Origin of the sequence: Aurantimonas coralicida DSM 14790, assembly GCF_000421645.1 — a bacterium.
In the GTDB taxonomy this organism is placed as follows: Bacteria; Pseudomonadota; Alphaproteobacteria; order Rhizobiales; family Rhizobiaceae; genus Aurantimonas; species Aurantimonas coralicida.
On the sequence record NZ_ATXK01000014.1, the window covers coordinates 39615 to 65855 of the forward strand.

Below are 26241 nucleotides of genomic sequence, written 5' to 3' on the forward strand. Positions count from 1 at the left end.
GCAATATTGCGGGCTCCCAGGTCGCCGCTTGATCTCTCACCTGCATAGGAATATTGTCCGGAGACCGTCTCCGATTCGTTGGCCGTTGTCGTGACGCATTCCCGTCGAACCATCTGCAGTTGTATGCTCGCGCTGTTGCTCGCCATCCCGGCCGGCGCCGCGCACGCGGATGACGACGACTACCCGCGGGCAATCTCCGGCCCGGTCGAGGCGCGCGTCCTGAAGGTCCGCGACGGCGACACGATCGAGGTCGAGGCCTTCGTCTGGCCGATGCAGGCGGTTCAGGTCGCGGTCCGACTGAAGGGGATCGACGCACCGGAGAAACGCGGACGCTGCGAAGCCGAGAAAGCCGCCGCGGAGATCGCGAGAGACCGGCTGGTCGCCCTGATCGGATCGGGCAACGTCACCCTCACCGGCATCTCCGGCGACAAATATTTCGGGCGCGTGCTGGCGACACTGTCAGTGCCCGGCCAGCCCGATCTCGGCCGCGTCCTTCTGCGCGAGGGCCTCGTGGTCCGCTACGAAGGCGGCAAGCGCCGCGACTGGTGCGACGGCACCCTCCCCGCCGATCTGAGCGCCGTGGACACCGGCGGCCGGCGTAAGGGCTGACCCGCGCGCAGACGCCGACGGCGGCATCTTCCAATGCCCCTTGCCCATCGCAGACCTGGCGTCCGATACTCCTGAACCAGACACCCGGCCGTAGCGTGCCGTACAGCCGACGATACCGTTTCACGTGAAACAGGATGCTCCATGACAGCCGGGGAAGCGCGACTCGAGGCTATCGTCCGTCAGGCGATCGCCGCGTTCCAGCCAAAGATCGCCGTGCGGCTGTGGACGGGTGAACGCATTGGCCCCGCCGACGGTCCGGTCCTGGCGCTGAACGATCCGGCGGCGATCGCCCGGCTGGCCCTCAGCCCGCGAATCGTGACGGCAGTCGAACTGTGGATGTCCAAGGCGATCGATGTCGAGGACGGCACGATCTTCGACGTGGCGACGGCGCGCTCCGACATCCGGACGCGGGACGCGATGAAGAAGATCGACCGGCTGGCCATCGCCACCGCCCTGCCCGCCCTCTATACGCTGGCACGGCGCGGCCGGAAGGCGGCCCGGTCGGCGCCCCAGAGCGGCACGGGCGCCGGCGCCAGCGGCTCGTCCAAGGCCGCAATCCAGTTCCACTACGACATCTCGAACGATTTCTACCGCCTCTTCCTCGATGAGCGCATGCTGTATTCCTGCGCCTATTTCGATGGCTGGCACGACGACATCGACAAGGCGCAGCACGACAAGCTGGACATGATCTGCCGCAAGCTGCGCCTCAAGCAGGGCGAGCGCTTTCTCGACATCGGCTGCGGCTGGGGTGCCTTGCTGATCCATGCGGCCGAGCATTATGGCGTCACCGGCCACGGCGTGACCCTGAGCCAGGCCCAATACGACCTCGCCCGCGAGCGGATCGTCGCCAAGGGGCTCGAAGACCGCGTGACGATCGAACTGAAGCCTTTCGAGGAGCTCGACGGGCGCTTCGACAAGATCGCCTCGATCGGCATGTTCGAGCATGTCGGCTGGGACAACCACGCGACCTACCTGACCGCGGTACGCAAGCTGCTGCGCCCGAACGGGCTCTATCTGCACCATGCGATCACCCGGCCGGCCAAGACCAGCGATGCCAAGTTTCGCAAGGGGACGCGGGAATATGCGGCGATCATCCGCTACATCTTCCCGGGCGCCGAACTCGACCATGTCGGCCATTCGGCCCAGCTTCTGGAGGCGCACCGCTTCGAGGTCCACGACGTGGAGAACTGGCGCGAGCACTATGGCCGCACCTGCCGGCTGTGGCACGACCGCCTGCTCGCCGCGATGCCGGAGGCCAGCCGCATCGCTGGCGAACCCCGCGCCCGGCTGTGGCTTCTGTATCTCGCCGGCGTATCCCTCGGCTTCCAGCGCGGCGGTCTTCTGATCTACCAGACACTGGCCTCCAGACGGGCCAAGGGTCCGGCCGAGCTGCCGCCCACCCGTCGCGACCTCTACGACTAGCCCGGCACCCGCAGCGCTTGCTTCCGCAAAGCTCTGCCTTCCGGCCGAGAGGTTGCGCCTTCCGCGGGGTTTCCATTGCTCCGGCCGGATCTCCACTGCGCGGCACGACCCATGGGTTCCGTCTAATGGGCGCCCTACCCAGACAGAAACACACCGGCGAAAATCCCTTCGCCACCGCCACACTCCCCCCTTCGCTGTCACCCCGCAACGCTACTCCCCGAGGCGTCCTTATGGTCCGTAAGGTTCAGGGATCAATGGGTTAGCTGCAAGCAGACGCCTCATGCCCACTTGCATGCGGTGCAGCAAACACCCTGCCGTTACCGCTTGCAACAGCCCGTGAGCTTTTCGCCACAGAAAAGCCGCAAGTCTAAAAAGTGCGGTTATTTGCGTCTTTCGCGGAACCACCTGTCGGAGCCGGTCATTGTGCGGCTATCTGTAATCGGGAGTAAGCACGATGAAAAAGTCCTTCTATACCGCCCTTCTCGCCGGCGCCGTCATGCCCTTCGCGGCTTTCGCGCAGGACGCCCAGCCCGCGGCTCCGACGGACACCCCGCCGGCCGCCACCGACAGCGCCATGCCGTCGGACAGCTCCGACGCCGCGGCACCGAGCAGCACGATGGACCCGGCTGCTCCGACCGGCGACGCCTCGGCTGAGACCGACACCGCACCGTCGGCCACCGACGCGCCGACCGACACTGCGGAGAGCCCGGCCGGCACCACCGAGGAACCTGCCGACATGGCCGCCGAGGAGCCGGCTGAAAATGGCGACATGGCCACTGCCAGCGCGGGTGCCGATGGCCCCTTCGTGACCGTCCCGCCGTCCGGCGCCTGGCGCGTGACCGATCTCGACGGCAAGGACGTCTATGACACGGCCGGCGAGAGCATCGGCTCGATCACCGACGTGCTGGTCTCCGAGGAAGGCGACGTGATGGCCGTTCTGGTCGGCGTCGGCGGCTTCCTGGGCATCGGCGAAAAGGATGTCGCCGTCTCGATGAGCGCGCTGGAATTCGGCCCGGGCAAGACCGAAGGTCTGCCGACCGAGGAAGAGGCCAACGCCCAGGCGAGCGCCGCGGCGCCGGCCACGGGTGGCACCGGCATGGCGGCCGATCCGGCTGCCGGCGGCACGGGCATGGGTACGGGCGACGCCAACATGTCGACCGCCAGCACGGACGCGTCGGCCGAACCGGTGACCCCGGTCGTCGGCGAGGACAATCTGCCGGACCGTATCGTCCTCAATGTCTCGCGTGAGCAGCTCGAGCAGGCTCCGGCCTACAACGAGCCGGAAGAGGCCGATGACGGCATGGCGGAAGCCGATGGCGGCGCTGCCGATGGCACGATGGCGCCGGCCGGCGACGCTCCGGCGGCCCAGTAATCCGCCAGGATAAAGCTGTACCGGGCCGTCCAGCATAGCCGCAGATAGACAGAAGGCCCGTACCGATTGGTGCGGGCCTTTTGCGTTGCGACGTCGGGTTTCAAAGCCGGAATGGCACCGCCCCTCGCCGCAACCGGACAGCAGACAATCAAAAGGCCGCTCCCTTTCGGAAGCGGCCCCGTGATGAACGTCAGCCGGCGGTCGTCGAAGACCGCTTTACGGCATCCGCAATTCTCAGGCGAAGCGAGGAGGCTGCTCCGTCGAACCACCGAGAATCATAGACCCAACCGGCTTCAGATTATCACTCGACATTGGATCACCTCCTTCCACTTCGTTGAACACAGGAGGGAGTATGGGAACCCAACGCCTTGGGCGCAAGAGGGTTTTTCGCCCCCGCCTCCCCCCGGCATGGTTCGCGCAAGCCTGAGGTCAGCCGACCGGGTTCACGTCTCCCACGAAGTTCAGAAGATCCACCATCGTGAACTCGCCCGGATTGGCCGATGGCAGCTCCGGCTTCCAGTTCGACCGCAGCCACATGAAGGATTCGTGGTCGCCATGGACGAGGCCGAGGAAGGTCTCGGCGATGATCGTGCTGCCGACGGGGCCGAGGCGACGCCCGTCATGCATGACGCTCGCCTCCTTTAGGATGTAGTACCAGAGCGGCGATGCCTTGTGCATGCCGTGCGCGGCGGCGGCCGCACCATCGTCCCCGCTGTTCGCGATGTCGGACGGAGACAGCAGGTCCGCCCCCATCGCGCGGGCGATGTCCTGACCGCTCGGCAGCAGCACCTGCACCCCGCGCTTGAGGTTGCGGAACGCCAGTTGCGCATGCCGGCCTTGCTCCCCCGGCAGGGAATGCAGGGCCGGAACGATGAACGGGTCGAGCCTGCGGGTCTGGTTGACCTTGAAGTTCGGCTCGGGCGGCGTCCCGAAGTCGTAGAACCGCCGCCAGTCGATGACCCAGTTGGACGGCAGATGGGCCTGTGCACCGCCCGGCGCGTTGGGAAAATCGGCCGGATCGGCCTGGGCGGCGAGATCGCCGATGATCGCGCCGGATTTGCCGGTGAAGGTGAACAGCAATCCGAGGCTTCCCGGCGCCACGCCACCGTCGCGGAAGACGCGATTGTGGTCGTAGGTCTCGCGCACCATCGAGTGCCCGAGACGATAGGCGGCGGCTCCGAACTCGGCCGGGATGTAGGGCCGTGTCTTGAAGCGGTAGAAGCGCCGCCCCCGCTCGCGGATCTTGTCGATCAGTCCCTTCTCGGTAAGGCGCTCCACCAGATCGTAGAGAACGATCCACTGGTAGTGCCATTGCGCCAGACGCCGCGCCTCCTCGAAGGTCTCGCCGCCATCGAGACCCGGCCGTGTCTGCCCGAGCCAGTCGACGATCGCATTGTGGAATTTCAGGAAAGCCAGATGGGTCTGGGCGACCAGCAGGTTCTCGTCGTTGCGTTCGTCGCCGATCAGCGCCCGACCGACCGTGTTTCGGGGCAGGTCGTTCGGCAGCTCCCCTATGTTGCCGCCATCGGGGTCGAAGGACTCCGTTGCCTTGCCGATCAGCAGTTTCGGCGTCTGCCGGCCACGCAGGTCGCGCTGATACATGAAGGGCGCGAGCGCCGGTCCCGGCCCGTAGAGAGAATCGAGATCGAGCGCCGGCGTGCGGAAATTCTGGGTGGCCAGCGGATCCGCAGTCTGCTGGTCCAGCGGCGTCAGATCGAGGGTGATGTCGTGATCGACGAATTGCCCGAGATAGGTGAAGCCGCCGGGAATGTCGGGATTGTCGCCGGCGACGTCGGTCGGCGCCGCGTCCTTCATGGTCGTTGCGAGCTCGAACAGCGGATCGTCGTCGATGATCAGCGGCTCGAGCTTGGGAAACATCCGGCCGAACTTGCCGGGATCGGCATGCCCGTCCAGCGCCTGGAGCGAACGGGCGCTCATCTCGCGCGTCCCGCGACCATGCAACATCTTGATGATATGGGTCATGTCCGTCGTCTCCGAGCAAATGGCCTCGGATCAGAAGGTCAACGGATCGATTGCGCGGAACGCCGATGATGCCGATATCTGTGGCTGCCAGACAAAACAATCACTGAATAAGTGTTCGGCCGCGACGAATTCATTGAATACGCGATCGATGCAGTCAGTTCTTCTGTCCTGACGAAACATACCACGCGCTTACGCTAAGTCAAAACGCCGAATGGCGCGTCGGCCGGCATCGCTGCCGGCCGACCTGGCAGTCACCCCTTGCGGTTCTGGCGGTGCTCGACAAGGTCGTCGACGACGCCGGGATCGGCGAGGGTCGAGGTATCGCCCAGAGCGCCGAAATCGTCCTCGGCGATCTTGCGCAGGATGCGGCGCATGATCTTGCCGGAACGGGTCTTCGGCAGGCCCGGTGCGAACTGGATCTTGTCCGGCGAGGCGATCGGGCCGATCTCGTTGCGCACATGGGCGACGAGCTCCTTCTGCAGCGCCTCGGACGGCTCCTCGCCTTCCATCAGCGTGACATAGCAGTAGATGCCCTGCCCCTTGATGTCGTGCGGATAGCCGACGACGGCGGCTTCCGAGACCTTGGCGTGGGAGACCAGCGCCGATTCCACTTCGGCCGTGCCCATGCGGTGGCCGGAGACATTGATCACGTCGTCCACGCGGCCGGTGATCCACCAATAGCCGTCGGCGTCGCGCCGCGCCCCGTCACCGGTGAAGTACTTGTTCGGATAGGTCGAGAAATAGGTCTGCTCGAAGCGCTCGTGGTCGCCATAGACCGTGCGCATCTGGCCGGGCCAGGAATCGGTGATGCACAGATTGCCGTCATTGGCGCCGTCCAGCACCGTGCCGACATTGTCGACGAGCTGCGGCTGGACGCCGAAGAACGGCCGCGTCGCCGAGCCGGGCTTCAGGTCCGTGGCGCCGGGCAGCGGCGTGATCAGGATGCCGCCGGTCTCGGTCTGCCACCAGGTATCGACCACCGGCGAGCGCTCGTCGCCCACAACCCGGTAGTACCAGCTCCAGACCTCCGGATTGATCGGCTCGCCGACCGTGCCCAGCACCTTCAGGCTGGCGCGCGAGGTCTTGGTGACCATCTCGTCGCCGGCCCCCATCAGCGAGCGGATCGCCGTCGGCGCGGTGTAGAAGATGTTGACCTTGTGCTTGTCGATCACCTGCCAGAAGCGCGAGGCGTCCGGGTAGTTGGGCACGCCCTCGAACATCAGCGTCGTCGCGCCGTTGGCGAGCGGCCCGTAGACGATGTAGCTGTGGCCGGTCACCCAGCCGACATCCGCCGTGCACCAGTAGACGTCGCCGTCATGGTAGTCGAAGACGTATTCGTGGGTCATCGAGGCGTAGACGAGATAGCCGCCCGACGTGTGCAACACGCCCTTCGGCTTGCCGGTCGAGCCTGACGTGTAGAGGATGAACAGCGGGTCCTCGGCCTGCATCTCGGCCGGCGGGCAATCGGCGGAGACCGTCTCGCGCGCCTGGTGCCACCACACGTCGCGCCCGTCCTGCCAGGCCACCTCGCCGCCGGTGCGCTGGATCACCAGCATGGTCTTCACCGTCTGGCCGGCCTTCTCGGCAATCTCGCAGGCCCGGTCGGCATTCTTCTTCAGCGGCACCTTGCGGCCGCCGCGCAGACCCTCGTCGGCGGTGATCAGCACATCCGATTGCGCGCCCTCGATCCGGCCGCCCAGCGCGTCCGGCGAGAACCCGCCGAACACCACCGAATGGATCGCCCCGATCCGGGCACAGGCCAGCATGGCATAGGCCGCCTCGGGCACCATCGGCATGTAGATGGTGACCCGGTCGCCTTTCTTGACGCCGCGATCCTTCAGGACATTGGCCATGCGCGACACCTCCTCGTGGAGCCGCCGGTAGGTGATCGCCTTGGAATCGGCCGGGTCGTCCCCCTCCCAGAGGATGGCCGTCTGGTCGCCGCGGGTTTCCAGATGCCGGTCAATGCAATTGGCGGCGACGTTGAGCGTGCCGTCCACGAACCAGCGGATGTCGATATTGCCGGGTGCGAAAGAGGTGTTCTTCACCCGCTCATAGGGCTTGATCCAGTCGAGGCGCTTGCCGTGCTCGCCCCAGAAGCCGTCCGGGTCCTCGACGCTGCGACGGTACCAGTCCTGGTACTGATCGTCCGTCAGCTTCGCCCGCGCCTTCCACTCGTCCTTGACGTGGATCGTGCTCATGCTTTCGCCTCCCGCAGTATCGCCGAAACAGGTCCGGCATTTGGAGGCAATCTAGGGTGAAAGCGCCGGAAGGGTCCAGTTCGCCGCTGTCATACTTTCGCGGGGCAAGGGCACGCGGCGCACCGCCCTAGCCGAACAGGCCGATGGTCACGCTCATGATGATCAGGACGCCGAGCCAGTGACCGGCATTCAGATAGGTTAGCCGGCGCGGACGCGCTTCGTAGGAGTGATTAACGACCATCGCGGTGAGAACGAAACCGGCCCAGGCGAGGATGCCGGTGATCAGCGCGTTGCCGACGGTGACCGGACCGATATGACCAACCAGCCCCGCCAAGACGCCGGCCATCACCAGTTCGGCGATGAAGACGATCGCCAGCGGACCGGGTTTCAGCGCCGGCCGGCCCTCATAGCCGCTGGCCGTCATCCAGGATTTTTCGAGAGCACGGTGCCAGCCGAAACCGAAGGCAAACGCGAGGAGGGCGGCGATCAGCACGCCGAGCGGGCTGAAGTTGGAAAATCCCATGGCGTGATCCTTCGCTGGCCTTGGCAATCCTGCCCGTAACGAGCGAAGCCGCCGGCGGTTTCATGCGGCGGCTACGACAACGCCGCTCGCCGGTTCGCGTGGCGGACCCAAGCCGGCGAAGACAGGGCGCCCCGAACCTCAGCCATAATCGCGGGCGCCAAAGATCGCCGAGCCGACGCGCACGGAGGTGGCGCCGAAGCCGATGGCGATCTCGTAGTCGCCCGACATGCCCATCGACCGCTTCTCCACCCCGGCCTCGGCCGCGATCTTTTCCAGCAGCGCGAAATGCGGCCCCGGCTTCTCCTCGGCCGGCGGAATGCACATCAGCCCTTCGATCGTCAGGCCATGCTCGCTGCGACAGCGCTCGACGAAGGCGACCGCCTCCCTCGGCGCGATCCCGGCCTTCTGGTCTTCCTCGCCGGTGTTGACCTGCACATAGAGGCGGGGATGGCGGTCCTGCTTGGCCATCTCCTTGGCGAGTTCTTTCGCGATCTTTTCGCGGTCGACGCTCTCGATCACGTCGAACAGCGCCACCGCGTCGCCGGCCTTGTTCGACTGCAGCGGCCCGATCAGCCGCAATTCGATGTCGGGGAAGCGTTCGCGCAGCGCCGGCCATTTGGCCTTGGCCTCCTGCACCTTGTTCTCGCCGAAGATCCGCTGGCCGGCTTCCAGCACCGGCAGGATCGTCTCGGCGTCATGGGTCTTGGACACCGCCACGAGGGCCACCGCATCATCCGCGCGCCCCGCCTCCCGCGACGCCTGCGCAATCGCCTGCCGCACCGTCTCCAGCCGCTCCAGCAGCGCTTCGTTCATGTCGTCTCCTTCCTGTGGGGCCGTCAGCGCCGCACCTGCATCACTATCGCCGCAATCGGCGGAATTTCCGCCCCGTCATGTTGAACGCAGGCGTGACAACAGAGTAAGTCAAGCCGCATCCCCCATTCGCCTGCCGGTCGAGATCCGGCGGGACCAGCATCCCGATCGGCCGCATGACCACAGAACGCTACAATCCCCGCGCATCCGAACCTCGCTGGCAGACCGCCTGGAACGAGGCGAAGCTGTTCGAGACCCAGACCGACGCGCCGGGCGAAAAGTACTACGTCCTCGAGATGTTTCCCTATCCCTCGGGCCGCATCCATATGGGCCATGTGCGCAATTATGCCATGGGCGACGTGGTCGCGCGCTACCGCCGGGCCAAGGGGTTCAACGTGCTGCATCCGATGGGCTGGGACGCCTTCGGCATGCCGGCCGAGAACGCCGCGATGCAGAACAAGGTGCATCCGCGCGAATGGACCTACCAGAACATCGCGACCATGCGCGGCCAGCTGAAGTCGATGGGCCTGTCGCTGGACTGGTCGCGTGAATTCGCGACCTGCGACGTCGAATACTACCACCGCCAGCAGATGCTGTTCCTCGACTTCCTGGCCAAGGGCCTGGCCTATCGCAAGAAGTCCAAGGTCAACTGGGATCCGGTCGACATGACCGTGCTCGCCAACGAGCAGGTGATCGACGGCAAGGGCTGGCGTTCGGGCGCCGATGTCGAGCAGCGCGAACTGACCCAGTGGTTCTTCCGCATCACCGATTTTGCCGACGACCTGCTGTCGGCCCTCGACCATCTGCCGGGCTGGCCGGAGAAGGTCCGGCTGATGCAGAAGAACTGGATCGGCAAGTCCGAGGGCCTGCTGGTGCGCTGGGCGCTGGACGCCGCAACGAAGCCCGAGGGCTTCGACGACGTCACCGTGTTCACGACGCGGCCCGACACGCTGTTCGGCGCCTCCTTCGTGGCCGTCGCCGCCGACCATCCGCTGGCCGCCAGGGCCGCCGAGACCGATCCCGAACTGCAGGGCTTCATCGCCGAATGCCGGCGTCAGGGCACCTCCGCCGCGGCGCTGGAGACGGCCGAGAAGAAGGGCATGCCGACGGGGATCTCCGCCACCCATCCCTTCGACCCGGAATGGAAGCTGCCGGTCTATGTCGCCAATTTCGTGCTGATGGATTACGGCACCGGCGCGGTCTTCGGCTGCCCGGCCCATGACCAGCGCGACCTCGACTTTGCCCGCAAATACGATTTGCCGGTGCGCGCCGTCGTCTTGCCGCAGGGCGCCGATGCGGAGACCTTCGACGTCGGAACCGAGGCCTATGTCGGCGACGGCACGATCTGCCGCTCGGATTTCCTCGACGGCCTGTCGCCGGATGCCGCCTTCGACGCCGTCGCCGAGCGGCTGGAAGCCACCACGCTGAACGGCCGGCCCCAGGCCGAGCGTCAGGTCAATTTCCGCCTGCGCGACTGGGGCATTTCGCGCCAGCGCTACTGGGGCTGCCCGATCCCGGTCCTGCATTGCGAGGCCTGCGGCGTCGTGCCGGAGGCTCGCGAGAACCTGCCGGTGAAGCTGCCGGACGACATCGATTTCGAAAAGCCCGGCAATCCGCTGGACCGTCATCCGACCTGGCGCGACGCCACCTGCCCGCAATGCGGCGGCACGGCGAAGCGCGAGACCGACACGATGGACACCTTCGTCGATTCCTCGTGGTATTTCGCCCGTTTCACGGCGCCGCAGGCGCATGAGCCGACCGATCCACAGGCCGCCAATGCCTGGCTGCCGGTCGACCAGTATATCGGCGGCATCGAGCACGCGATCCTGCACCTGCTCTATTCGCGCTTCTTCGTGCGGGCGATGCGCGAATGCGGCCATGTCGCCCTCGACGAGCCCTTCAAGGGCCTGTTCACGCAGGGCATGGTGGTCCACGAGACCTATCGCGACGGCCGCGAATGGGTCGCTCCGGTGGACGTGGCGATCGCCGAAGGCGAGGGGACCCGCACCGCGACGCGCCTGTCGACCGGCAGCCCGATCGAGATCGGCGGCATCGAGAAGATGTCGAAGTCGAAGAAGAACGTCGTCGATCCGGACGACATCATCGCCTCCTACGGCGCCGACACGGCCCGCTGGTTCATGCTGTCGGATTCGCCGCCGGACCGCGACGTGATCTGGACCGAGGCCGGCGTCGAGGGCGCCCACCGCTTCGTCCAGCGCCTGTGGCGCCTCGTCTCCGAGACCGCGCCGCGCATCGCCGGTGCCGACGCCAGCCCGCAGAGCGAGGACGAGGCGGTGCTGACCATCCGCCGTGCCGCCCACCGCGCCGCGGCCGGCGTCGCCGACGACATCGAGCGCCTCGGCTTCAACAAGGCCGTCGCCCGCATCTACGAATTGGTCAACACGCTGGCGGCGTCGGTCGCTGGTGTCTCGGCCGACAGCGACCCGGCCCTGAAGGCCGCAGCTCGCGAAGCGCTGACCATCCTGGTGCGTCTGATCGCGCCGATGATGCCGCATCTGGCCGAGGAATGCTGGACGACCCTGGGCATGGACGGCCTTGCCGCAGCGGCCCCCTGGCCGGACGTCGACTCGGCGCTCCTGAAGGACGACAGCATCACCATGCCGGTCCAGATCAACGGCAAGAAGCGCGGCGACTTGACCGTACCGGCTTCGGCCGGCAAACCTGATATCGAACAGGCGGCGCTGGCGCTCGACGTCGTGCAGGCAGCGTTGGCCGGCAATTCGCCGAAGCGCGTCGTGGTCGTCCCCGGGAGAATCGTCAATGTCGTTCTTTGATGCGGGCCGGCCTCGCGCTCTCGCGGCGCTCTGTCTCCTTGCCGGCGGCCTTGCCCTGTCGGGCTGCACCGGACGGCCGCTCTATGCCGGCGGCCTGACCACCGATGTCATGGCGCCGGACGGGCAGCTCGTCTCCCTGCGCGGCCGGATCGCCGTCTCAGAAGCCGGCAATCGCACCATCCAGATCGTCCGCAACGCGCTGTTGTTCCGGTTGAACCAGGGCACGCGGGTGAGTGAGCCGCTCTATACCGTCGCCCTCAGTGGCAGCGGCAGCGAGATCGGCATCGCGGTCGAGCCGGGCGGGCAGGCCGCGGCGTCGCTCTACTACATGAGCGCCAGCTACACCCTGACCCGGAACTCCGACGGCACCGTGCTGGCGACCGGCACGCGTACCGAGACGGTGCCCTTCGACCGGACCGGCCAGCTCTACCAGAGCCAGCGGGCAGTGATCGACGCGCGCGACCGGGCCGGCAAGGCCGTCGCCGGACAGATCGAGCTGGAAATCGCCCGTGCGCTAACCAAGGCCGGCGTGTAGACACGTCCCCAGGCGAAACGCCGGCAGGGTAGGCGGTCCAGGCGGCCCCTTGCCGGCGCAACAGGGACCTTTTCATGGCGCAGAAGAAACCTGGCGAGGTCGAGGCGTTCCTGTCGCGGCCCGACTTCTCCTATCCGGTCATCCTCCTCTACGGCCCCGATCCCGGCCTCGTCTCCGAGCGTTCCGAGAAGGTCGCCGAGCTCTCCGGCGTCGACCGCAGCGATCCCTTCGCCGCCGTAACGCTGGCCGCCGACGAGCTGGAGAAGGACATTGGCCGCCTCTACGACGAGGCGCAGACCGTCTCGATGTTCGGCGGCACCCGCCTCATCCGCGTGCGCGGCGCGGGCAACGGCAAGTCCCTGGCCGAAGCCGTGGCGGAGCTCTCCGCAAAGAAGCTCGACGGTGCCATCGTCATTCTGGAAGCCGGCGACCTGAAGAAGAGCTCGGCCCTGCGCACCAATGCCGAGCGCGGCAAGTTCGCCATCGCCTTGCCCTGCTACCAGGACGAGGGGCGGGCGATCGACAGGATGATCGACGAGGAGATGCGCGAGAGCGGCCTGACCATCGGCCGCGCGGCGCGGGACGAATTGCGCGCGCGCCTCGGCGCCAACCGCATCGCCTCACGCGGCGAGATCCGCAAGCTCTGCCTCTACGCGCTGGGAACGTCGTCAGTAACGGAAGAAGACGTGCGCGCCATCGTCGGCGACGTCTCGGCCGACACGCTGGAAGAGACCATCGATGCCGCGGCCAGCGGCGAGGTGCGGCGATTGCCGCATCTGATCGACCGGCTGGTCTCGGCGGGCACCGCCACCTTCCAGCTCCACCAGCAGCTCTTGCGCTATTTCCAGCAATTGCAGACCATGCGGGAGATGGTCGAGAAGGGGGGCGAGCCCGTCGGCCGGGTGGTGGAGCGACGTCGCCCGCACTTCCGGCGCAAGCACGCCATGGAGGTTGCGCTCTCGGCCTGGCCGCTCGACGCGATCACCATGATCCTGCAGCGGATCGATGCCGATATCCTGGCCAGCCGCAAGGAAGGCGGGCTGGCCCTGACCATCACCCGGCAAACCCTGCTCGACGTCGCCGTCGAAGCCGCCCGTCTGCGCACGCGCCACTGATTCACGGATCATCGTGGCGAAATAGCCAGCTGCGACAGCGGCTTATTCGCGTACGCAGCAGCTATACGCGGAATGTTTCACGTGAAACGGAGCGCTCGCGCCCTGTCAGAGATCGCGCGTCCGCGCCGTCTCGGAGACGCGCTGGACCCGCGTCTGGAGCAGGCCGCAGATCTCGTCGAGCTGCTCCAGATCGGCATATTCGATCCGGATCGATCCGCCTTCGCCCTTGACGTCGATCTCGACCGGCATGCCCAGAAGCTCCGCCAGCAGCCGCTCCAGAGCCAGCGCGTCGGAATCCTTCTCGAGGGCCAGTGCGGCCTTCGGCCGGCTCTTGCCGCCGGACGCCTTCTTCGGCTTCGCGGCCTCGCCCGCTGCGGGCTGGCGCGCCAGCTCCTCGGCCTCGCGCACGCTGAGGCCGCGCGAGACGATCTGCTTGGCCACGGACACCGGGTCCTCGGCCGTGACGACCGTGCGCGCCGCGCCCGGCGACAGCGTCCCGCTGGCCACCATTGTGCGGACTTCCTCGGGAAGCTTCAGAAGCCGCAGCGTATTCGCCACATGGCTGCGGCTTTTGCCCAGCACATCGGCGAGATCGGCCTGGGTATAGCCATGCTCGTTGATCAGCATCTCGTAGCCCAGCGCTTCCTCAACCGCATTGAGGTCGGCGCGCTGGACGTTCTCGATGATGGCGATTTCCAGCGACTGGCGGTCGCCGATCTCGCGCATGACCACCGGCACTTCGGTGAGGCCCGCCGCGCGCGCGGCCCGCCAGCGGCGCTCGCCGGCGACGATCTCGAAACCGTCCGGCACGCCAGGGCGCGGCCGCACCAGCAACGGCTGCACGACGCCATGATTGCGCACCGACGCGGTCAGATCGTCGAGATCGGCCTCGTGGAAGGTGCGCCGCGGATTGTTCGGATTTGGCGAAATCGCGTCGATCGGAATATGCCGCTCGGCCGGGATGGCCGGCGGTGCCGGCTGCTCGGCCTGGGCGCCGAAACCCTGGCCGGGACGGGCAGGGGCCGATCCACCGGCCCCGATCAGCGAGGCGAGTCCACGCCCGAGACGCTGGCGCGACTTGTCTTCGTTCATCTTGGTCTCCCCATTCCTCGGCGCGCCCGCGCCATCCCCGTCCGTTGCATCGGGGTCTTCGCCCGCCCTTCCGTGATCGCCATATCGGTTGTTCATGCTGCCTGCAGCCCGCGTTCGCGCTGGATGATTTCCGAGGCCAGCCGGATATAGGCCTGGCTGCCCGGACATTTCATGTCGTAGAGGATCGCCGGCTTGCCGAAGGACGGCGCTTCGGAAACCCGCACATTGCGCGGGATGATCGTCTCGTAGACATGGTCGCCCATATAGGACCGCACGTCCCGCACCACCTGAGCCGCCAGATTGTTGCGACCGTCATACATGGTCAGCACGATGCCATGCAGGTCGAGCGTCGGGTTCAGCGAATCCCGCACCTGCTCGACCGTCTGCAGGAGCTGGCTGAGGCCTTCGAGTGCGAAGAACTCGCACTGCAGCGGCACCAGGATGGAATCGGCCGCGGCCATGGCGTTGATGGTCAGGAGGTTCAGCGACGGCGGGCAGTCAATCAGCACGAAGTCGAATTGCGGCGTCTCGACCTGGTGGAAATGCAGCGCGTCGCGCAGCCGGTAGGCGCGGCCGGTCGCGCCTGCGATCTCCATCTCGAGGCCGAGAAGGTCCAGCGTCGAAGGGATCAGGCTGAGATTGGGCACGGCCGTCGGCATGGCGGCCTCGGTGATCGAGGAGGCTTCGGTCAGCACGTCGTAGGACGACACTTCGCGATTGTCGCGATCGACGCCCAGCCCGGTCGAGGCATTGCCCTGGGGATCGAGGTCGATCAGCAGCGCACGCTTGCCGATCGCGGCCAGTGCCGTCGCAAGGTTGATGGCGGTCGTCGTCTTGCCGACCCCGCCCTTCTGATTTGCAATCGTGATGATCCGCATCGGCTGTCCGCTCATCGCATCCATCGATCCGCTCCCGCTCCGCCATCGAGCGGTGTCGGCTGCCGACCGGAGAGGACCGGTCCCGTCTCCGCCTGGGCTGCCGCCGCTCAGCGCGGCGCGATCTCGTCGATCTCGAGGACGACAGATCCGTCATCGAGGCTCGATTCATGCTTTATCATGCTGAATCGCCAATGGGCAGTCGCCGCGTTAATTTCCTGTTCATGGTTGCGCCCCTTCTGGAAGAAGCAGCGCGTATCGGCCCGGATATGCGGCGCCACGAGGGCGAAGAGCTCCGTCAGCGACGCCAGCGCCCGGGCGGTCACGATATCCGCCTTGGCGAGCACGCTTCCGCAATCCTCGATCCGCGCCGCATGGGCCGTTCCGGTGAGGCCCAGATCGCGCTGGACCGCCCGAAGGAAGGCGATCTTCTTGCTGTTCGCCTCGACGAGATCGACGCTGAGGCCGGGGCGCGCGGCGGCGATTACCAGTCCGGGCAGGCCCGCGCCCGACCCCAGATCCGCGCAGAGCGTCGCTTCAGGAAGAAGCCGCTCGAGCGCCAGCGAATCAGCGATGTGCCGTGACCAGACATCGCCGATCGTCGCCGGCGCGACGAGGTTCATCCGGGTCTGCCATTCGGTCAGCAATGCAACGTAGCGGTCTAGTCGCTCGAGCGTTTCACGTGAAACATTATGTGTGGACAGGAACTCCGCCCGTCCGCGCTCCTGCGCCGCCGCCACTTCTGCCGGACGCGGCTTCGGGGCCGAACGCGTCTTGGTTACCGGGCGAACGTAAGGCCTCGCCGGCTTTTCCGAATCGCGATCACGCCGCATGGGAGATCTCCACCCGGCGCAACGCGACCAGAATGATCGCCAGGGCGGCGGGGGTCATCCCGTCGATGGCTTCGGCCTCGGCGATCGACGCCGGGCGCCGGTCCATCAGCTTCTGGCGCAGCTCGTTGGAAAGGCCGACCATCGCCATATAGTTCAGATCGGCCGGAAGTGCCCGCTTCTCGTCCCGGCGCAGCCGCTCCTGATCCTTGCGCTGACGGTCGAGATAGACGTCGTAGGCTGCCTCGATCTCGATCCGTTCCCGGATCGGACCGGAAAATTCGGCAAGCTCGGGCCAGACAATGGCGAGCCGATCGAGATCGACATCGGTCTGGGACAGGAGTTGCCAGGCCGACCGCCGACGCCCGTCGAGATTGACCGGCAGCCCATGGCGCTGGGCTTCCGACGGCGTCAGGGTCGATGCTTCCAACTTTGTGCGCGCTGCTTCCAGCGCGGCTTCGCTCGCCTCGAAGACCGTGCGGCGCTCGGCGTCGATGATGCCCAGCGACAGCCCAAGCGGGGTCAGCCGCCGGTCGGCATTGTCGGCGCGCAGCGACAGCCGGAACTCGGCCCGCGACGTGAACATGCGATAGGGCTCGGAGACACCGGTGCGGGTGAGATCGTCGATCATCACGCCGATATAGGCGTCGGCCCGGCCGATGGTGACGGCCTCGCTGCCAGCGGCCAGCAGGGCGGCGTTCAGGCCGGCGATCAGGCCCTGTGCGGCAGCTTCCTCATAGCCGGTCGTGCCGTTGATCTGGCCGGCCAGGAACAGCCCCTCGGCACGGCGCACGGCCAGGCGGCGGTCAAGTTCGCGCGGATCGACATGGTCGTATTCGATGGCATAGCCGGGCTTGCGCAGCTCGACCCGCTCAAGGCCGGGGATCGACCGCAGGAAGAGTGTCTGAACGTCCTCCGGCAACGAGGTCGACAGGCCATTGGGATAGATGGTGTCGTCGTCCAGACCCTCTGGCTCCAGGAAGATCTGATGACCGTCGCGATCGCCGAACTTGACGATCTTGTCCTCGATCGACGGGCAGTAGCGCGGACCGTTGCCAGAGATCTGTCCGGAGTACAGCGCCGAACGTCCGAGATTGTCGCGGATGATAGCGTGGGTTTCCGGCGTCGTCCGCGTGATCCCGCAGTCGATCTGGCGGTTGGCGATGGTCCTCGTCAGATAGGAGAAGGGCACGGGCACATCGTCCGGCGCCTGGCGGTCGAGACCGGCCCAGTCGATGGTGCGGCCATCGAGCCGCGCCGGCGTGCCGGTCTTCAAACGGCCGAGCGTCAGCCCCAGACGGGCGAGCGTTCCCGACAGGCCGGATGAGGGATCTTCGCCCATCCGACCGGCGGGTATCTTTTGGTCGCCGATATGGATCAGCCCCGAGAGAAAGGTCCCGGTGGTCAGGACAACGGCGCGGCAGGTCATGGTCCGGCCGTCGCCGAGAACGATCCCGGTGACACGGTTCGTATAGTCGAGGGTGAGATCGGCGACATCGCCCTCGATCACCTCGAGGCCCGACTGGGCGCGAATGGCGGCCTGCATCGCCTCGCGATAGAGGCGGCGATCGGCCTGGGTGCGGGGGCCGCGCACGGCCGGTCCCTTGCGGCGGTTGAGCAAGCGGAACTGGATGCCGGCAGCATCGGCGACCTGACCCATCAATCCGCCAAGCGCATCGATCTCGCGGACGAGATGGCCCTTGCCGATCCCGCCAATGGCGGGATTGCAACTCATCGCCCCGATCGTATCGAAGCGGTGGGTGACGAGAGCAGTGCGGGCACCGGCGCGCGCGGCCGCGCTGGCCGCTTCGCAGCCCGCATGACCGCCGCCAATGACGACGACATCGAAAGAGTGTTCCATGGCGATGGGTAAAGACCGCGCCGTGCGGATCTGTCAATCCGGGCGACGTTGCCACGTAACGAAACCGGGTTCAGTGCGACCTGTGGACACTGACCCGGTGTTCCACGTGAATCATTTGCCGATGCAGAACTCGGAAAAGATCACCTCGAGCAGATCCTCGACGCCGACCTGACCGGTGAGCGCGCCAAGCCGATGGCTCGTCCGGCGCAGGGTCTCGGCGCGGACTTCCGCCGGCATATCGGGCGCCGCCTGGAACTCGGTCAGAAGCCGCAACGCATCGTTGATCAGTTCCCGGTGGCGCGTGCGGGCGGGGACGACATCGTCGGGATCGCCCACGGCTATCGCGGCGATATTCGCGATCCGGTCGACCAGGTCAGCGAGCCCTTCACCGGTGCGAGTGGAGATCGCGAGATCGCAGCCGGGGTCGTGGGGAGGAGCGCCGCCGGTCAATTCGTCCTGATCGATCTTGGTGCGGATGGTGAGGATCGGCCGGGTGGATGCGGGCTGATCTTCGGGCGTCTCGTCCGGTGCTGGTTCCTGTCCGGCGAGCATCAGCGGGTGTTTCACGTGAGTCAGCAGTCCGCTCAGCCATTCCAGCGTCGTCGCGCCGGCATGCGGGTCCACCAGCGCCAGGACGAGATCGGCCTCATCCATCACCGCGCGCGCCCGCTCGATGCCCATCGCCTCGATCCGGTCGGCCGTCTCGCGGATGCCTGCCGTGTCCGAGAAGCGCACGGGGATGCCGCCGAGGTCCAAGGTTGCCTCGATGACGTCTCGCGTGGTGCCGGGGATTTCCGTGACGATGGCGACTTCCCGGTCGGCCAGCGCATTCAGAAGGCTGGACTTGCCGGCATTGGGCGCGCCGACGATCGCCACCTTGAAGCCTTCGCGCAGGATCTCGCCGCGGTCGGCCTTGGCGAGATGCGTCCGCATGGCCTCGGCGACCACGGCGACTTGGCGTTCGACGCCGCTGGCGACGTCGTCGTCCACATCGCCTTCGTCGGCAAAGTCGAAGGACGCCTCGATCATCGCCCGGGCATTGGTAAGATCGCGCATCCAGCCTTCGTAGAGGGCCCGCAGGGCACCGCCGGCCTGGGCGACGGCCATACGGCGCTGGGCTTCGGTGCTGGCCGCCAGGAGGTCGGCAAGGCCTTCGGCTTCGGTCAGGTCGATCCGACCATTCTCGAAACCGCGCCGGGTGAACTCGCCTGCCACGGCCAGACGCACGCCGGGGATGGTTGTCGCTGCCTCCAGGAAGGCCGATACGACGGCGCGGCCACCATGCAGGTGGAATTCCGCCAGATCCTCGCCGGTAACGCTGCCCGGGCCCGGGAAGAACAGCGCGATGCCCCGATCGATCGTCCGGTCGGCAGCGTCGCGGAAGCGGCGCAGGCTGGCGCGGCGCTCCGGTGGCACCGATCCCGCCAGGCGCTCCATGACCTCCCGCGCAGCCGGACCGCTGACGCGCACGACGGCGACCCCGGTGGGCAGGGCGCCTGAGGAAAGGGCGGCGATGGTGTCGCTATGGGTCAAGCAGGGCCTCGATAGGCTCGATTCAGATGGCTGCGGGTTCAATGGCGGCCGGGGCTGGACAGAGGCCGTTAGGCTACCCGACAGATCACCGCGCCGGTCGCGCTGCGCAATTGCAGCGGCACGACTTCGAAGACATGTTTCGGCGTACCGGCAGCGGCCCACACAGTCGCATGCTGGAAGAGGTCCTCGTCCATATAGACGGAGAGTTCCGCGGTTGCACCGAGCGGCGAGACGCCGCCGATGGAAAAGCCCGTCGCAGAGCGGACGAAATCAGCGTCGGGGCGCTCGAGGGCCTCGCCGATGGTCTGGACCGCCAGCGCCTCGTCGACGCGATTGGCGCCGGATACCAGCAGCAGATAGGCCTTGCCAGTGTCCTTGCCGCGGAAGACCAACGACTTGACGATCTGGCCTACACTGGCGCCGACCGCCTGGGCCGCCTCCTCGGCCGAGCGCGCGGAGCTGCTTGTCTCGATGACGGAAATCTTCAGTCCCTTGTCGATTGCCGCCGCCTCGACCCGTGCCACGGCTGCCGGTTTCTCGCCCATTCTCATCCTCCCCCCGATGCGTCCTGCCGTTTTCGGGCCGGCGCGGAGCGGAATCAAGAGGCCTCTCGCGTGGCTCCGTGCTGACGCGCGCTCCATACGAAAACGGCGACCGCTAGGGGTCGCCGTTTCACGTGAATCATGCCCCTCGGCGTTCGATCAGGTGTTCATCTGATCGAAGAAATCGGCATTGGTCTTGGTCTGCTTGAGCTTGTCATTGAGGAACTCGATCGCGTCGGTCGTGCCCATCGGCGAGAGGATACGGCGCAGCACGAAGATCTTCTGCAGATCCGCCTTCGGGACCAGGAGGTCCTCCTTGCGGGTGCCGGACTTGAGGATGTCCATGGCCGGGTAGATCCGCTTGTCGGCGACCTTGCGGTCGAGGACGATTTCCGAATTGCCCGTGCCCTTGAACTCTTCGAAGATGACCTCGTCCATGCGGCTGCCTGTATCGATCAGCGCCGTCGCGATGATCGTCAGCGAGCCGCCTTCCTCGATATTGCGCGCCGCGCCGAAGAAGCGCTTCGGCCGCTGCAGGGCGTTGGCGTCGACACCGCCGGTGAGCACCTTGCCGGAGGACGGGACGACCGTGTTGTAGGCGCGGCCGAGACGGGTGATGGAATCGAGGAGAATGACCACGTCGCGGCCGTGCTCGACCAGGCGCTTGGCCTTCTCGATGACCATTTCGGCAACGGCCACGTGGCGCTGCGCCGGTTCGTCGAAGGTCGAAGAGACGACCTCGCCGCGCACCGAGCGCTGCATGTCGGTGACTTCCTCGGGCCGCTCGTCGATCAACAGAACGATGAGGTAGCACTCGGGATGGTTGGCCGTGATCGAATGGGCGATGTTCTGGAGCAGCACCGTCTTGCCGGTGCGCGGCGGCGCGACGATCAGCCCGCGCTGGCCCTTGCCGAGCGGGGCGACCAGATCGATCACCCGGGCCGACATGTCCTTCTTGCCGGTGGGCTCGTCGAGCTCCATCTTGAACCGCTCGTCGGGATAGAGCGGCGTCAGGTTGTCGAAATGGCTCTTGTAGCGGATCTTCTCCGGATTGTCGAAGTTGATCGTGTTGACCTTCAGAAGAGCGAAGTAACGCTCGCCTTCCTTGGGACTACGGATCGGACCTTCGACAGTATCGCCGGTCTTCAACTGAAACTTGCGGATCTGCGACGGCGAGACATAGATGTCGTCGGGGCCGGGAAGATAGTTCGCCTCGGGCGAGCGCAGGAACGCGAAACCGTCCTGCAGGATCTCGACGACGCCTTCGCCGATGATCTCGACTTCCTGCGCCGCAAGCTGCTTGAGAATCGCAAACAGCAATTCCTGCTTGCGCAGCACGGAGGCGTTCTCGACGTCGTTCTCTTCGGCGAACGCGATCAGTTCCGGCGCGCTCTTGTTCTTCAGGTCCTGAAGTTTCATTCGGGAAAGGCTCTTTACGGGGTTCGTCCGGAAAGTTCTTCCAGACAATCAAGGCGGAGATGGGAAAACGCTGGGCCGGAAACGCGAACTGGTCTGCGGCGGGGGATCGACGCGGCGGAAACGTCGCGCATCGCCCAAAGGCGGGATGTAGGCGCTACACATAGACCGACAATCCCGGCAGCGCAAGGCGTTCGGCGACGTGTGGTGGCCGCGGCGAGGGCGTTCGGGCGAGGGGCCTGCCGCAGGCGGTCCGTGTCGGACGCAGCAACGGATCAGCGGCGGCGGCAGCGCGGGCGGATCAGCCTGCCTCTGGAGCCGGCTTCAGCCGCAGCGCCCGCAGCGCCGTTGCCACGACCTCGTCCGCCGGCAGATCCACGGACACCACGATGCCATCCTCGTCGACCTGCAGCGGCTCGAGCGTGTCGAACTGCGATTTCAACAGGGACACCGGCATGAAATGGCCCTGCCGGGTCGCCATGCGCCGGCCGACCAGATCGGGAGTGGCGGTCAGGCAGACGAAGCGCACGCGCGCATCGGCTTCGCGCAGGAGATCGCGATAGCTGCGCTTCAGGGCCGAACAGGTGACGACAGTGGACCGCCCGGCATGGGCCTCAGCGCTGATCCAGTCGCGAATGGACGCCAGCCAGGGTGCCCGGTCGGCGTCGTCGAGCGGTGTGCCGGATTCCATCTTGGCAATATTGGCGGCGGGGTGAAACTCGTCCGCCTCGGCATAGGGCCAGGCCAGCATTTCGGCGAGGCCCGCGGCGGTGGTCGTCTTGCCGACGCCGGCGGGTCCCATCACCACGAGGCACGTTGCCCGGTCCATCTGCGTATCAGTCATCGATCCCTCGGGGCACGGTCGGCGTCGCGGCACGCGATACGATTGCGACGACCCGTTTCGCACGGGTGTTGAGAAGAATGCGTCCTGCGCGGCAGCATAAGACAGGGATCAGAACGGTTTCACTACGACGAGGATGACGATCACGATCAACAGGACGGTCGGCACCTCGTTCATGATCCGCCAATGGCGCGACGGCTTGGTGTTGGCGTCATTGGCAAAGCGGCGCACCGAAGCCGAGAAATAGCCGTGAACGCCGGACATCAGAACGACCAGAGCGATCTTGGCGTGCAGCCAGCCATTGCCGCCGGAAAACCAGCCGCCCCTCACCGCCAGCCAGAGGCCGGCGACCCAGGTGACGATCATCGCCGGGTTGATGATCGCCTTGAGCAGCCGCCGCTCCATGATCTTGAAGGTCTCGGACTGGGGCGTGCCGGTCGCAGCGTCGGCGTGATAGACGAACAGCCGCGGCAGATAGAGCATGCCCGCCATCCAGGCGATCACCGCCAGGATGTGCAGCGTCTTCATCCACAACAGGGCTTCCACCGGCACCAGCCAGAACACGGCGGTGATCACGGCGGCCATGACGGCGAGGGCGATAATGGCCTTCTTCATGCAACGATCCTTCGAGGCTGATGCAGCGCGCCTTCACTGAATGACGCCCGGGACGAGAGACCGGCGGCAGAGCGCCCCGCGACATAACCCGAAGCCGGCAGGCTTCCAAGTCCGGCGCGTGGCGCATGCTCGCACAGCGAAGGGCTTACCCGCGGATGCGCTTCAACAGCGCCTCGACATGGGCGATCGGCGCATCCGGGGTGATGCCGTGGCCGAGATTGAAGATCAGCGGCCCGTCGCCGAGCCCTTCCAGGATCCGGTCGACACCCTCGTCCAGCGCCTTGCCGCCGGCAATCAGCCGCAGCGGATCGAGATTGCCCTGGATCGCGCCTTCGGTCTGCAGCGCGCGCGCCTGGTCCATCGGCACCGTCCAGTCGAGACCGACGGCATTGACGCCGGTCTTCTGGCGATAGCCGTTCAGCAGCGAACCCGCGCCCTTGGCAAAGCCGATGATCTTGGCGTCCGGCACCGCGGCGCGGACCTTTTCGACCATCCGCGCGACGGGCTTGACCGCATAGGCCTCGAAGGACGCCTCATCCAGAACGCCGGCCCAGGAATCGAAGATCTGGACGCAGTCGGCACCGGCCTGGAGCTGCCGGATCAGATAGTCGGCGCCCATCTCGGCGAGGAGATACAGAAGCTGCTCCATCTCGTCGGGATGGCGATAGCCGAACAGCCGTGCCGGCGCCTGGTCGGGCGTGCCGTGGCCGGCGATCATGTAGGTCGCCACCGTCCAGGGTGCGCCGCAGAAGCCGATCAGCGACGTCTCTTCCGGCAGTTCCTTGCGCAGCCGCGCCACCGTCGCGATGACCGGCGCCAGATGCGTGTCGGCACGGCTCGGATCGAGGCGGGCGATCTCGTCGGGGCGGATCGGCGTCAGCTTCGGTCCCTCTCCCTGCACGAAATGCAGACCGCGATCGAGCGCATCCGGGATGACCAGAATGTCGGAGAACAGGATCGCCGCGTCGAATCCGAAGCGTCGGATCGGCTGAAGCGTCACTTCCGTCGCAAAGTCTGGATTGTAGCAGAGCTCGAGGAAGCCCCCGGCCGTCTGACGGGTGGCCCGATATTCCGGGAGATAGCGACCGGCTTGCCGCATCAACCACACCGGAGGGGGGAAGATGCGTTCGCCTTCCAGGACACGGACAAGCTTGCGCGTCTTCATCAGGTCAGGGCTCCCATTAAAAAAGAAAGATTTCTTTCAGATGAGTCTTTTGATTCTATGACTCGGTGGATTGCAGGAATTCACAGGGTCCCGCCTAGATGGAGCCCTTAGCAGGATCGTCCACAGGCCGGAATGCCGCATCGTGTCGTCAGGGGACAATCCCGGGGACGATCGCCGGATCCGATCGGTCTATCAGCAGCTTGCGCCCACGGCGATGGACGCCCCCCCTGGGGATGAGTTTGGGATGGCGGGGGACGAATCGCTTTTGTCCCCAGTCTTCCGCAATCGTCATGCCCAAGCGGATCCTGTTGCCGATTGTGGACAAGAGGGGGGTTTGTCACCGGCCCGACGGATGGCGCCTCAGACCAGTCGACTACTCCCGCACAACCCACAGGCTGCGAAGAATCCCGGGAGGGAATCGGCTTCGCCCTTGTGCCGACGGGGAGAATCGAGTCCGGCGCCCTCCATGGCAATTCTGCCGGTCAGCGGCTATCAGTCGGGCCGTACGTGACGAAACCGGTACAATGGGATTCACATGTCCAAGGGCATCGTACTCGCCTCGAGCAGCGTCCACCGCCGCGAGCTACTGAAGAACGCCGGCATCGATTTCACCGCCGAATCCAGCGATCTCGACGAGCGCGCCATCGAGGCGCCGCTCCTGGAATCCGGTGTCGGGCCTGAGGACGTCGCGGCGATCCTCGCCGAGGCCAAGGCGACGGACGTGTCCGAGCGCCATCCGAACGAGATCGTCATCGGGGCGGACCAGACGCTGTCGCTGGGCGACGAGGTCCTGCACAAGCCGGCCAATATGGAAGAGGCGCGGCGCACGCTTCTGAAACTGTCCGGCCGCACCCACCAGCTCAACAGCGCCGTGGTGCTGGTGGAGGGCGGCAAGGTCACCTGGCGGCACGTCGCCACGGCGACGATCACCCTGCGCGCGCTCGACCCCGGTTTCGTCGGCCGCTATCTCGCCCAGGCCGGCCGCAAGGCGACCACCAGCGTCGGCGCCTACCAGATCGAGAAGGAAGGCATCCAGCTGATGGAGCGGATCGAGGGTGACTATTTCACCATCATCGGGCTGCCGCTGTTGCCCTTGCTGAAGGAATTGCGGGAGCGCGGCGAAATCGATGGCTGATGCGGACTGGACGCCGAAACCCTATGTCAGCGGCGCCGAGCGCCCGCGCGGCGAAGGCTCGATCTTCGATCCGAACGTCACGCCCGCCAGGACCGATGGCCCGCGTGCCTTCGTCACCGGCTGGCCGGTCTGGCATTCCCGCTCTCCGGCCATCCATCGCAGCTGGCTGAAGGAATTCGGCTTGCCCGGTTCCTACGAGCGGGTGGGGGTGTCGCCCGAGGAGATCGGCGAATTCCTCAAGACGCTGCGCCGCCAGGGCTATGTCGGCGGCAACGTCACCATTCCCCACAAGCTGGCGGCGCTGGAAGCCGTGTCCCGCCGCGACGCCGCGGCCGAGGCGATCGGTGCGGTCAACACGATCTGGTTCGAGAAGTCCGGCCGCATGGTCGGCGGCAACACCGATGCCTACGGCTTCGCGGCCAATCTCGACGAAAGGCTGCCGGGCTGGGCCGATGCGGAGGTCGCCACCGTGCTGGGGGCCGGCGGCGCCTCCCGGGCGGTGATCTTCGCGCTTCTGAAGCGTGGCGTGAAACAGGTGCGGGTCGTCAACCGCACCATCGAACGGGCCGAGGAACTCGCCGCCCGCTTCGGCCCGCGCGTCTCCGCCCATGCCGAATCCGAACGCAAGGCGCAGCTCGCCGCCGCCGACCTTCTGGTCAATACGGTGCCGATCCCGGCGCCCGATCCGGACGACGAGACGCCCGACTGGTTCGAGCCGCGGCTGCCGGATTTGTCGGCCCTCCGCGACGGTGCCCTCGTGACCGATATCGTCTATGTGCCTCTGATGACTCCGATTCTCGCCGCCGCGGCGGAGCGGGGGTTGCGCCATTGCGACGGTCTCGGCATGCTGCTGCATCAGGCGGTGCCCGGTTTCGAACGCTGGTTCGGCCAGCGGCCCGAGGTCTCCGAGAGCCTGCGCGCCAGGATCGTCACCGACATCGAAAACGGCGTATGAGCAGAAATTCTGCGAT

22 protein-coding genes are annotated in these 26241 nt (G+C 66.4%); 8 read left to right on the forward strand and 14 right to left on the reverse strand.

What is annotated here, in order from left to right:
* Positions 1–123: 123 nt before the first annotated feature.
* The 3 genes from H536_RS0120340 (at position 124) to H536_RS23450 (ending at position 3403) form a co-directional block, all read left to right on the forward strand.
* Positions 124–609, forward strand: a complete 486-nt coding sequence (locus H536_RS0120340) for a thermonuclease family protein (protein ID WP_024352200.1) — start codon at positions 124–126, stop codon at positions 607–609.
* Positions 610–750: 141 nt separating this feature from the next.
* On the forward strand, positions 751–2031 hold the full coding sequence (locus H536_RS0120345; protein ID WP_024352201.1) for an SAM-dependent methyltransferase: 1281 nt from the start codon (positions 751–753) through the stop codon (positions 2029–2031).
* Positions 2032–2485: 454 nt separating this feature from the next.
* The gene (locus H536_RS23450) at positions 2486–3403 is read left to right on the forward strand and encodes a PRC-barrel domain-containing protein (protein ID WP_024352202.1); all 918 of its coding nucleotides are present in this window, start codon (positions 2486–2488) and stop codon (positions 3401–3403) included.
* A 429-nt stretch (positions 3404–3832) separates the two neighbouring features.
* On the opposite strand, the gene H536_RS0120355 is transcribed toward H536_RS23450, so the two are convergent.
* The 4 genes from H536_RS0120355 to H536_RS0120370 form a co-directional block, all read right to left on the reverse strand.
* The gene (locus H536_RS0120355; RefSeq protein WP_024352203.1) at positions 3833–5386 is read right to left on the reverse strand and encodes a peroxidase family protein; all 1554 of its coding nucleotides are present in this window, start codon (positions 5384–5386) and stop codon (positions 3833–3835) included.
* A 251-nt stretch (positions 5387–5637) separates the two neighbouring features.
* On the reverse strand, positions 5638–7587 hold the full coding sequence (acs, locus tag H536_RS0120360; RefSeq protein WP_024352204.1) for an acetate--CoA ligase: 1950 nt from the start codon (positions 7585–7587) through the stop codon (positions 5638–5640).
* A 127-nt stretch (positions 7588–7714) separates the two neighbouring features.
* A complete protein-coding gene (locus H536_RS0120365) occupies positions 7715–8110 on the reverse strand; it encodes a DUF1761 domain-containing protein (protein WP_024352205.1) in 396 nt (131 codons plus the stop codon).
* 138 nt (positions 8111–8248) lie between these two features.
* Positions 8249–8923, reverse strand: a complete 675-nt coding sequence (locus H536_RS0120370) for a YggS family pyridoxal phosphate-dependent enzyme (protein WP_024352206.1) — start codon at positions 8921–8923, stop codon at positions 8249–8251.
* 173 nt (positions 8924–9096) lie between these two features.
* Between H536_RS0120370 and leuS the strand changes: the two genes are divergently transcribed.
* The 3 genes from leuS to holA all read left to right on the forward strand — a co-directional run bounded on the left by leuS (position 9097) and on the right by holA (position 13365).
* Complete coding sequence (leuS, locus tag H536_RS0120375; RefSeq protein ID WP_024352207.1) at positions 9097–11715, forward strand: leucine--tRNA ligase; 2619 nt, start codon at positions 9097–9099, stop codon at positions 11713–11715.
* Entirely contained in the window at positions 11702–12250 is a 549-nt protein-coding gene (locus tag H536_RS0120380; protein ID WP_024352208.1) for a hypothetical protein, read from the forward strand. Before leuS ends, H536_RS0120380 begins: the two co-directional genes overlap by 14 nt.
* Positions 12251–12324: 74 nt before the next feature.
* Positions 12325–13365 carry a DNA polymerase III subunit delta gene (gene holA, locus H536_RS0120385; protein ID WP_024352209.1) on the forward strand — a complete coding sequence of 347 codons (1041 nt, stop codon included), beginning with the start codon at positions 12325–12327 and terminating at the stop codon, positions 13363–13365.
* A 105-nt stretch (positions 13366–13470) separates the two neighbouring features.
* Here the strand turns inward: holA and H536_RS0120390 are convergent, their stop codons facing one another.
* From H536_RS0120390 to hemE, 10 genes are all read right to left on the reverse strand, one after another.
* A complete protein-coding gene (locus H536_RS0120390) occupies positions 13471–14457 on the reverse strand; it encodes a ParB/RepB/Spo0J family partition protein (RefSeq protein WP_024352210.1) in 987 nt (328 codons plus the stop codon).
* A 92-nt stretch (positions 14458–14549) separates the two neighbouring features.
* On the reverse strand, positions 14550–15335 hold the full coding sequence (locus H536_RS0120395; protein ID WP_373279299.1) for a ParA family protein: 786 nt from the start codon (positions 15333–15335) through the stop codon (positions 14550–14552).
* 107 nt (positions 15336–15442) lie between these two features.
* Entirely contained in the window at positions 15443–16165 is a 723-nt protein-coding gene (gene rsmG, locus H536_RS0120400; RefSeq protein WP_024352212.1) for a 16S rRNA (guanine(527)-N(7))-methyltransferase RsmG, read from the reverse strand.
* On the reverse strand, positions 16155–18023 hold the full coding sequence (mnmG, locus tag H536_RS0120405; protein ID WP_024352213.1) for a tRNA uridine-5-carboxymethylaminomethyl(34) synthesis enzyme MnmG: 1869 nt from the start codon (positions 18021–18023) through the stop codon (positions 16155–16157). The genes rsmG and mnmG overlap by 11 nt, the downstream gene beginning before the upstream one ends.
* A gap of 111 nt (positions 18024–18134) precedes the next feature.
* On the reverse strand, positions 18135–19556 hold the full coding sequence (gene mnmE, locus H536_RS0120410) for a tRNA uridine-5-carboxymethylaminomethyl(34) synthesis GTPase MnmE (RefSeq protein ID WP_024352214.1): 1422 nt from the start codon (positions 19554–19556) through the stop codon (positions 18135–18137).
* Positions 19557–19624: 68 nt separating this feature from the next.
* Positions 19625–20101 carry a YbaK/EbsC family protein gene (locus H536_RS0120415; protein WP_024352215.1) on the reverse strand — a complete coding sequence of 159 codons (477 nt, stop codon included), beginning with the start codon at positions 20099–20101 and terminating at the stop codon, positions 19625–19627.
* A gap of 156 nt (positions 20102–20257) precedes the next feature.
* Positions 20258–21517: a transcription termination factor Rho gene (gene rho, locus H536_RS0120420; protein ID WP_024352216.1), complete on the reverse strand. Its 1260-nt coding sequence runs from the start codon at positions 21515–21517 to the stop codon at positions 20258–20260.
* Positions 21518–21815: 298 nt separating this feature from the next.
* On the reverse strand, positions 21816–22358 hold the full coding sequence (locus H536_RS0120425) for a gluconokinase (RefSeq protein WP_024352217.1): 543 nt from the start codon (positions 22356–22358) through the stop codon (positions 21816–21818).
* Positions 22359–22466: 108 nt separating this feature from the next.
* Positions 22467–22970, reverse strand: coding sequence for a protoporphyrinogen oxidase HemJ (gene hemJ, locus H536_RS0120430; protein ID WP_024352218.1), 504 nt, complete (start codon positions 22968–22970; stop codon positions 22467–22469).
* A gap of 145 nt (positions 22971–23115) precedes the next feature.
* On the reverse strand, positions 23116–24135 hold the full coding sequence (gene hemE / locus H536_RS0120435) for a uroporphyrinogen decarboxylase (protein WP_024352219.1): 1020 nt from the start codon (positions 24133–24135) through the stop codon (positions 23116–23118).
* A 535-nt stretch (positions 24136–24670) separates the two neighbouring features.
* Between hemE and H536_RS0120440 the strand changes: the two genes are divergently transcribed.
* Positions 24671–25270 carry a Maf-like protein gene (locus tag H536_RS0120440; RefSeq protein WP_009211377.1) on the forward strand — a complete coding sequence of 200 codons (600 nt, stop codon included), beginning with the start codon at positions 24671–24673 and terminating at the stop codon, positions 25268–25270.
* Complete coding sequence (locus H536_RS0120445) at positions 25263–26225, forward strand: shikimate dehydrogenase (protein ID WP_024352220.1); 963 nt, start codon at positions 25263–25265, stop codon at positions 26223–26225. The genes H536_RS0120440 and H536_RS0120445 overlap by 8 nt, the downstream gene beginning before the upstream one ends.
* Positions 26226–26241: the final 16 nt, after the last annotated feature.

Bases quoted from the DNA above. Each gene is read 5' to 3' on its own strand.
- H536_RS0120340 (WP_024352200.1), top strand. From the start codon at position 124: ATGCTCGCGCTGTTGCTCGCCATCCCGGCCGGCGCCGCGCACGCGGAT.
- H536_RS0120345 (WP_024352201.1), top strand. From the start codon at position 751: ATGACAGCCGGGGAAGCGCGACTCGAGGCTATCGTCCGTCAGGCGATC.
- H536_RS23450 (WP_024352202.1), top strand. From the start codon at position 2,486: ATGAAAAAGTCCTTCTATACCGCCCTTCTCGCCGGCGCCGTCATGCCC.
- H536_RS0120355 (WP_024352203.1), bottom strand. From the start codon at position 5,386: ATGACCCATATCATCAAGATGTTGCATGGTCGCGGGACGCGCGAGATG.
- acs (WP_024352204.1), bottom strand. From the start codon at position 7,587: ATGAGCACGATCCACGTCAAGGACGAGTGGAAGGCGCGGGCGAAGCTG.
- H536_RS0120365 (WP_024352205.1), bottom strand. From the start codon at position 8,110: ATGGGATTTTCCAACTTCAGCCCGCTCGGCGTGCTGATCGCCGCCCTC.
- H536_RS0120370 (WP_024352206.1), bottom strand. From the start codon at position 8,923: ATGAACGAAGCGCTGCTGGAGCGGCTGGAGACGGTGCGGCAGGCGATT.
- leuS (WP_024352207.1), top strand. From the start codon at position 9,097: ATGACCACAGAACGCTACAATCCCCGCGCATCCGAACCTCGCTGGCAG.
- H536_RS0120380 (WP_024352208.1), top strand. From the start codon at position 11,702: ATGTCGTTCTTTGATGCGGGCCGGCCTCGCGCTCTCGCGGCGCTCTGT.
- holA (WP_024352209.1), top strand. From the start codon at position 12,325: ATGGCGCAGAAGAAACCTGGCGAGGTCGAGGCGTTCCTGTCGCGGCCC.
- H536_RS0120390 (WP_024352210.1), bottom strand. From the start codon at position 14,457: ATGAACGAAGACAAGTCGCGCCAGCGTCTCGGGCGTGGACTCGCCTCG.
- H536_RS0120395 (WP_373279299.1), bottom strand. From the start codon at position 15,335: ATGCGGATCATCACGATTGCAAATCAGAAGGGCGGGGTCGGCAAGACG.
- rsmG (WP_024352212.1), bottom strand. From the start codon at position 16,165: ATGCGGCGTGATCGCGATTCGGAAAAGCCGGCGAGGCCTTACGTTCGC.
- mnmG (WP_024352213.1), bottom strand. From the start codon at position 18,023: ATGGAACACTCTTTCGATGTCGTCGTCATTGGCGGCGGTCATGCGGGC.
- H536_RS0120415 (WP_024352215.1), bottom strand. From the start codon at position 20,101: ATGGGCGAGAAACCGGCAGCCGTGGCACGGGTCGAGGCGGCGGCAATC.
- rho (WP_024352216.1), bottom strand. From the start codon at position 21,517: ATGAAACTTCAGGACCTGAAGAACAAGAGCGCGCCGGAACTGATCGCG.
- H536_RS0120425 (WP_024352217.1), bottom strand. From the start codon at position 22,358: ATGACTGATACGCAGATGGACCGGGCAACGTGCCTCGTGGTGATGGGA.
- hemJ (WP_024352218.1), bottom strand. From the start codon at position 22,970: ATGAAGAAGGCCATTATCGCCCTCGCCGTCATGGCCGCCGTGATCACC.
- hemE (WP_024352219.1), bottom strand. From the start codon at position 24,135: ATGAAGACGCGCAAGCTTGTCCGTGTCCTGGAAGGCGAACGCATCTTC.
- H536_RS0120440 (WP_009211377.1), top strand. From the start codon at position 24,671: ATGTCCAAGGGCATCGTACTCGCCTCGAGCAGCGTCCACCGCCGCGAG.
- H536_RS0120445 (WP_024352220.1), top strand. From the start codon at position 25,263: ATGGCTGATGCGGACTGGACGCCGAAACCCTATGTCAGCGGCGCCGAG.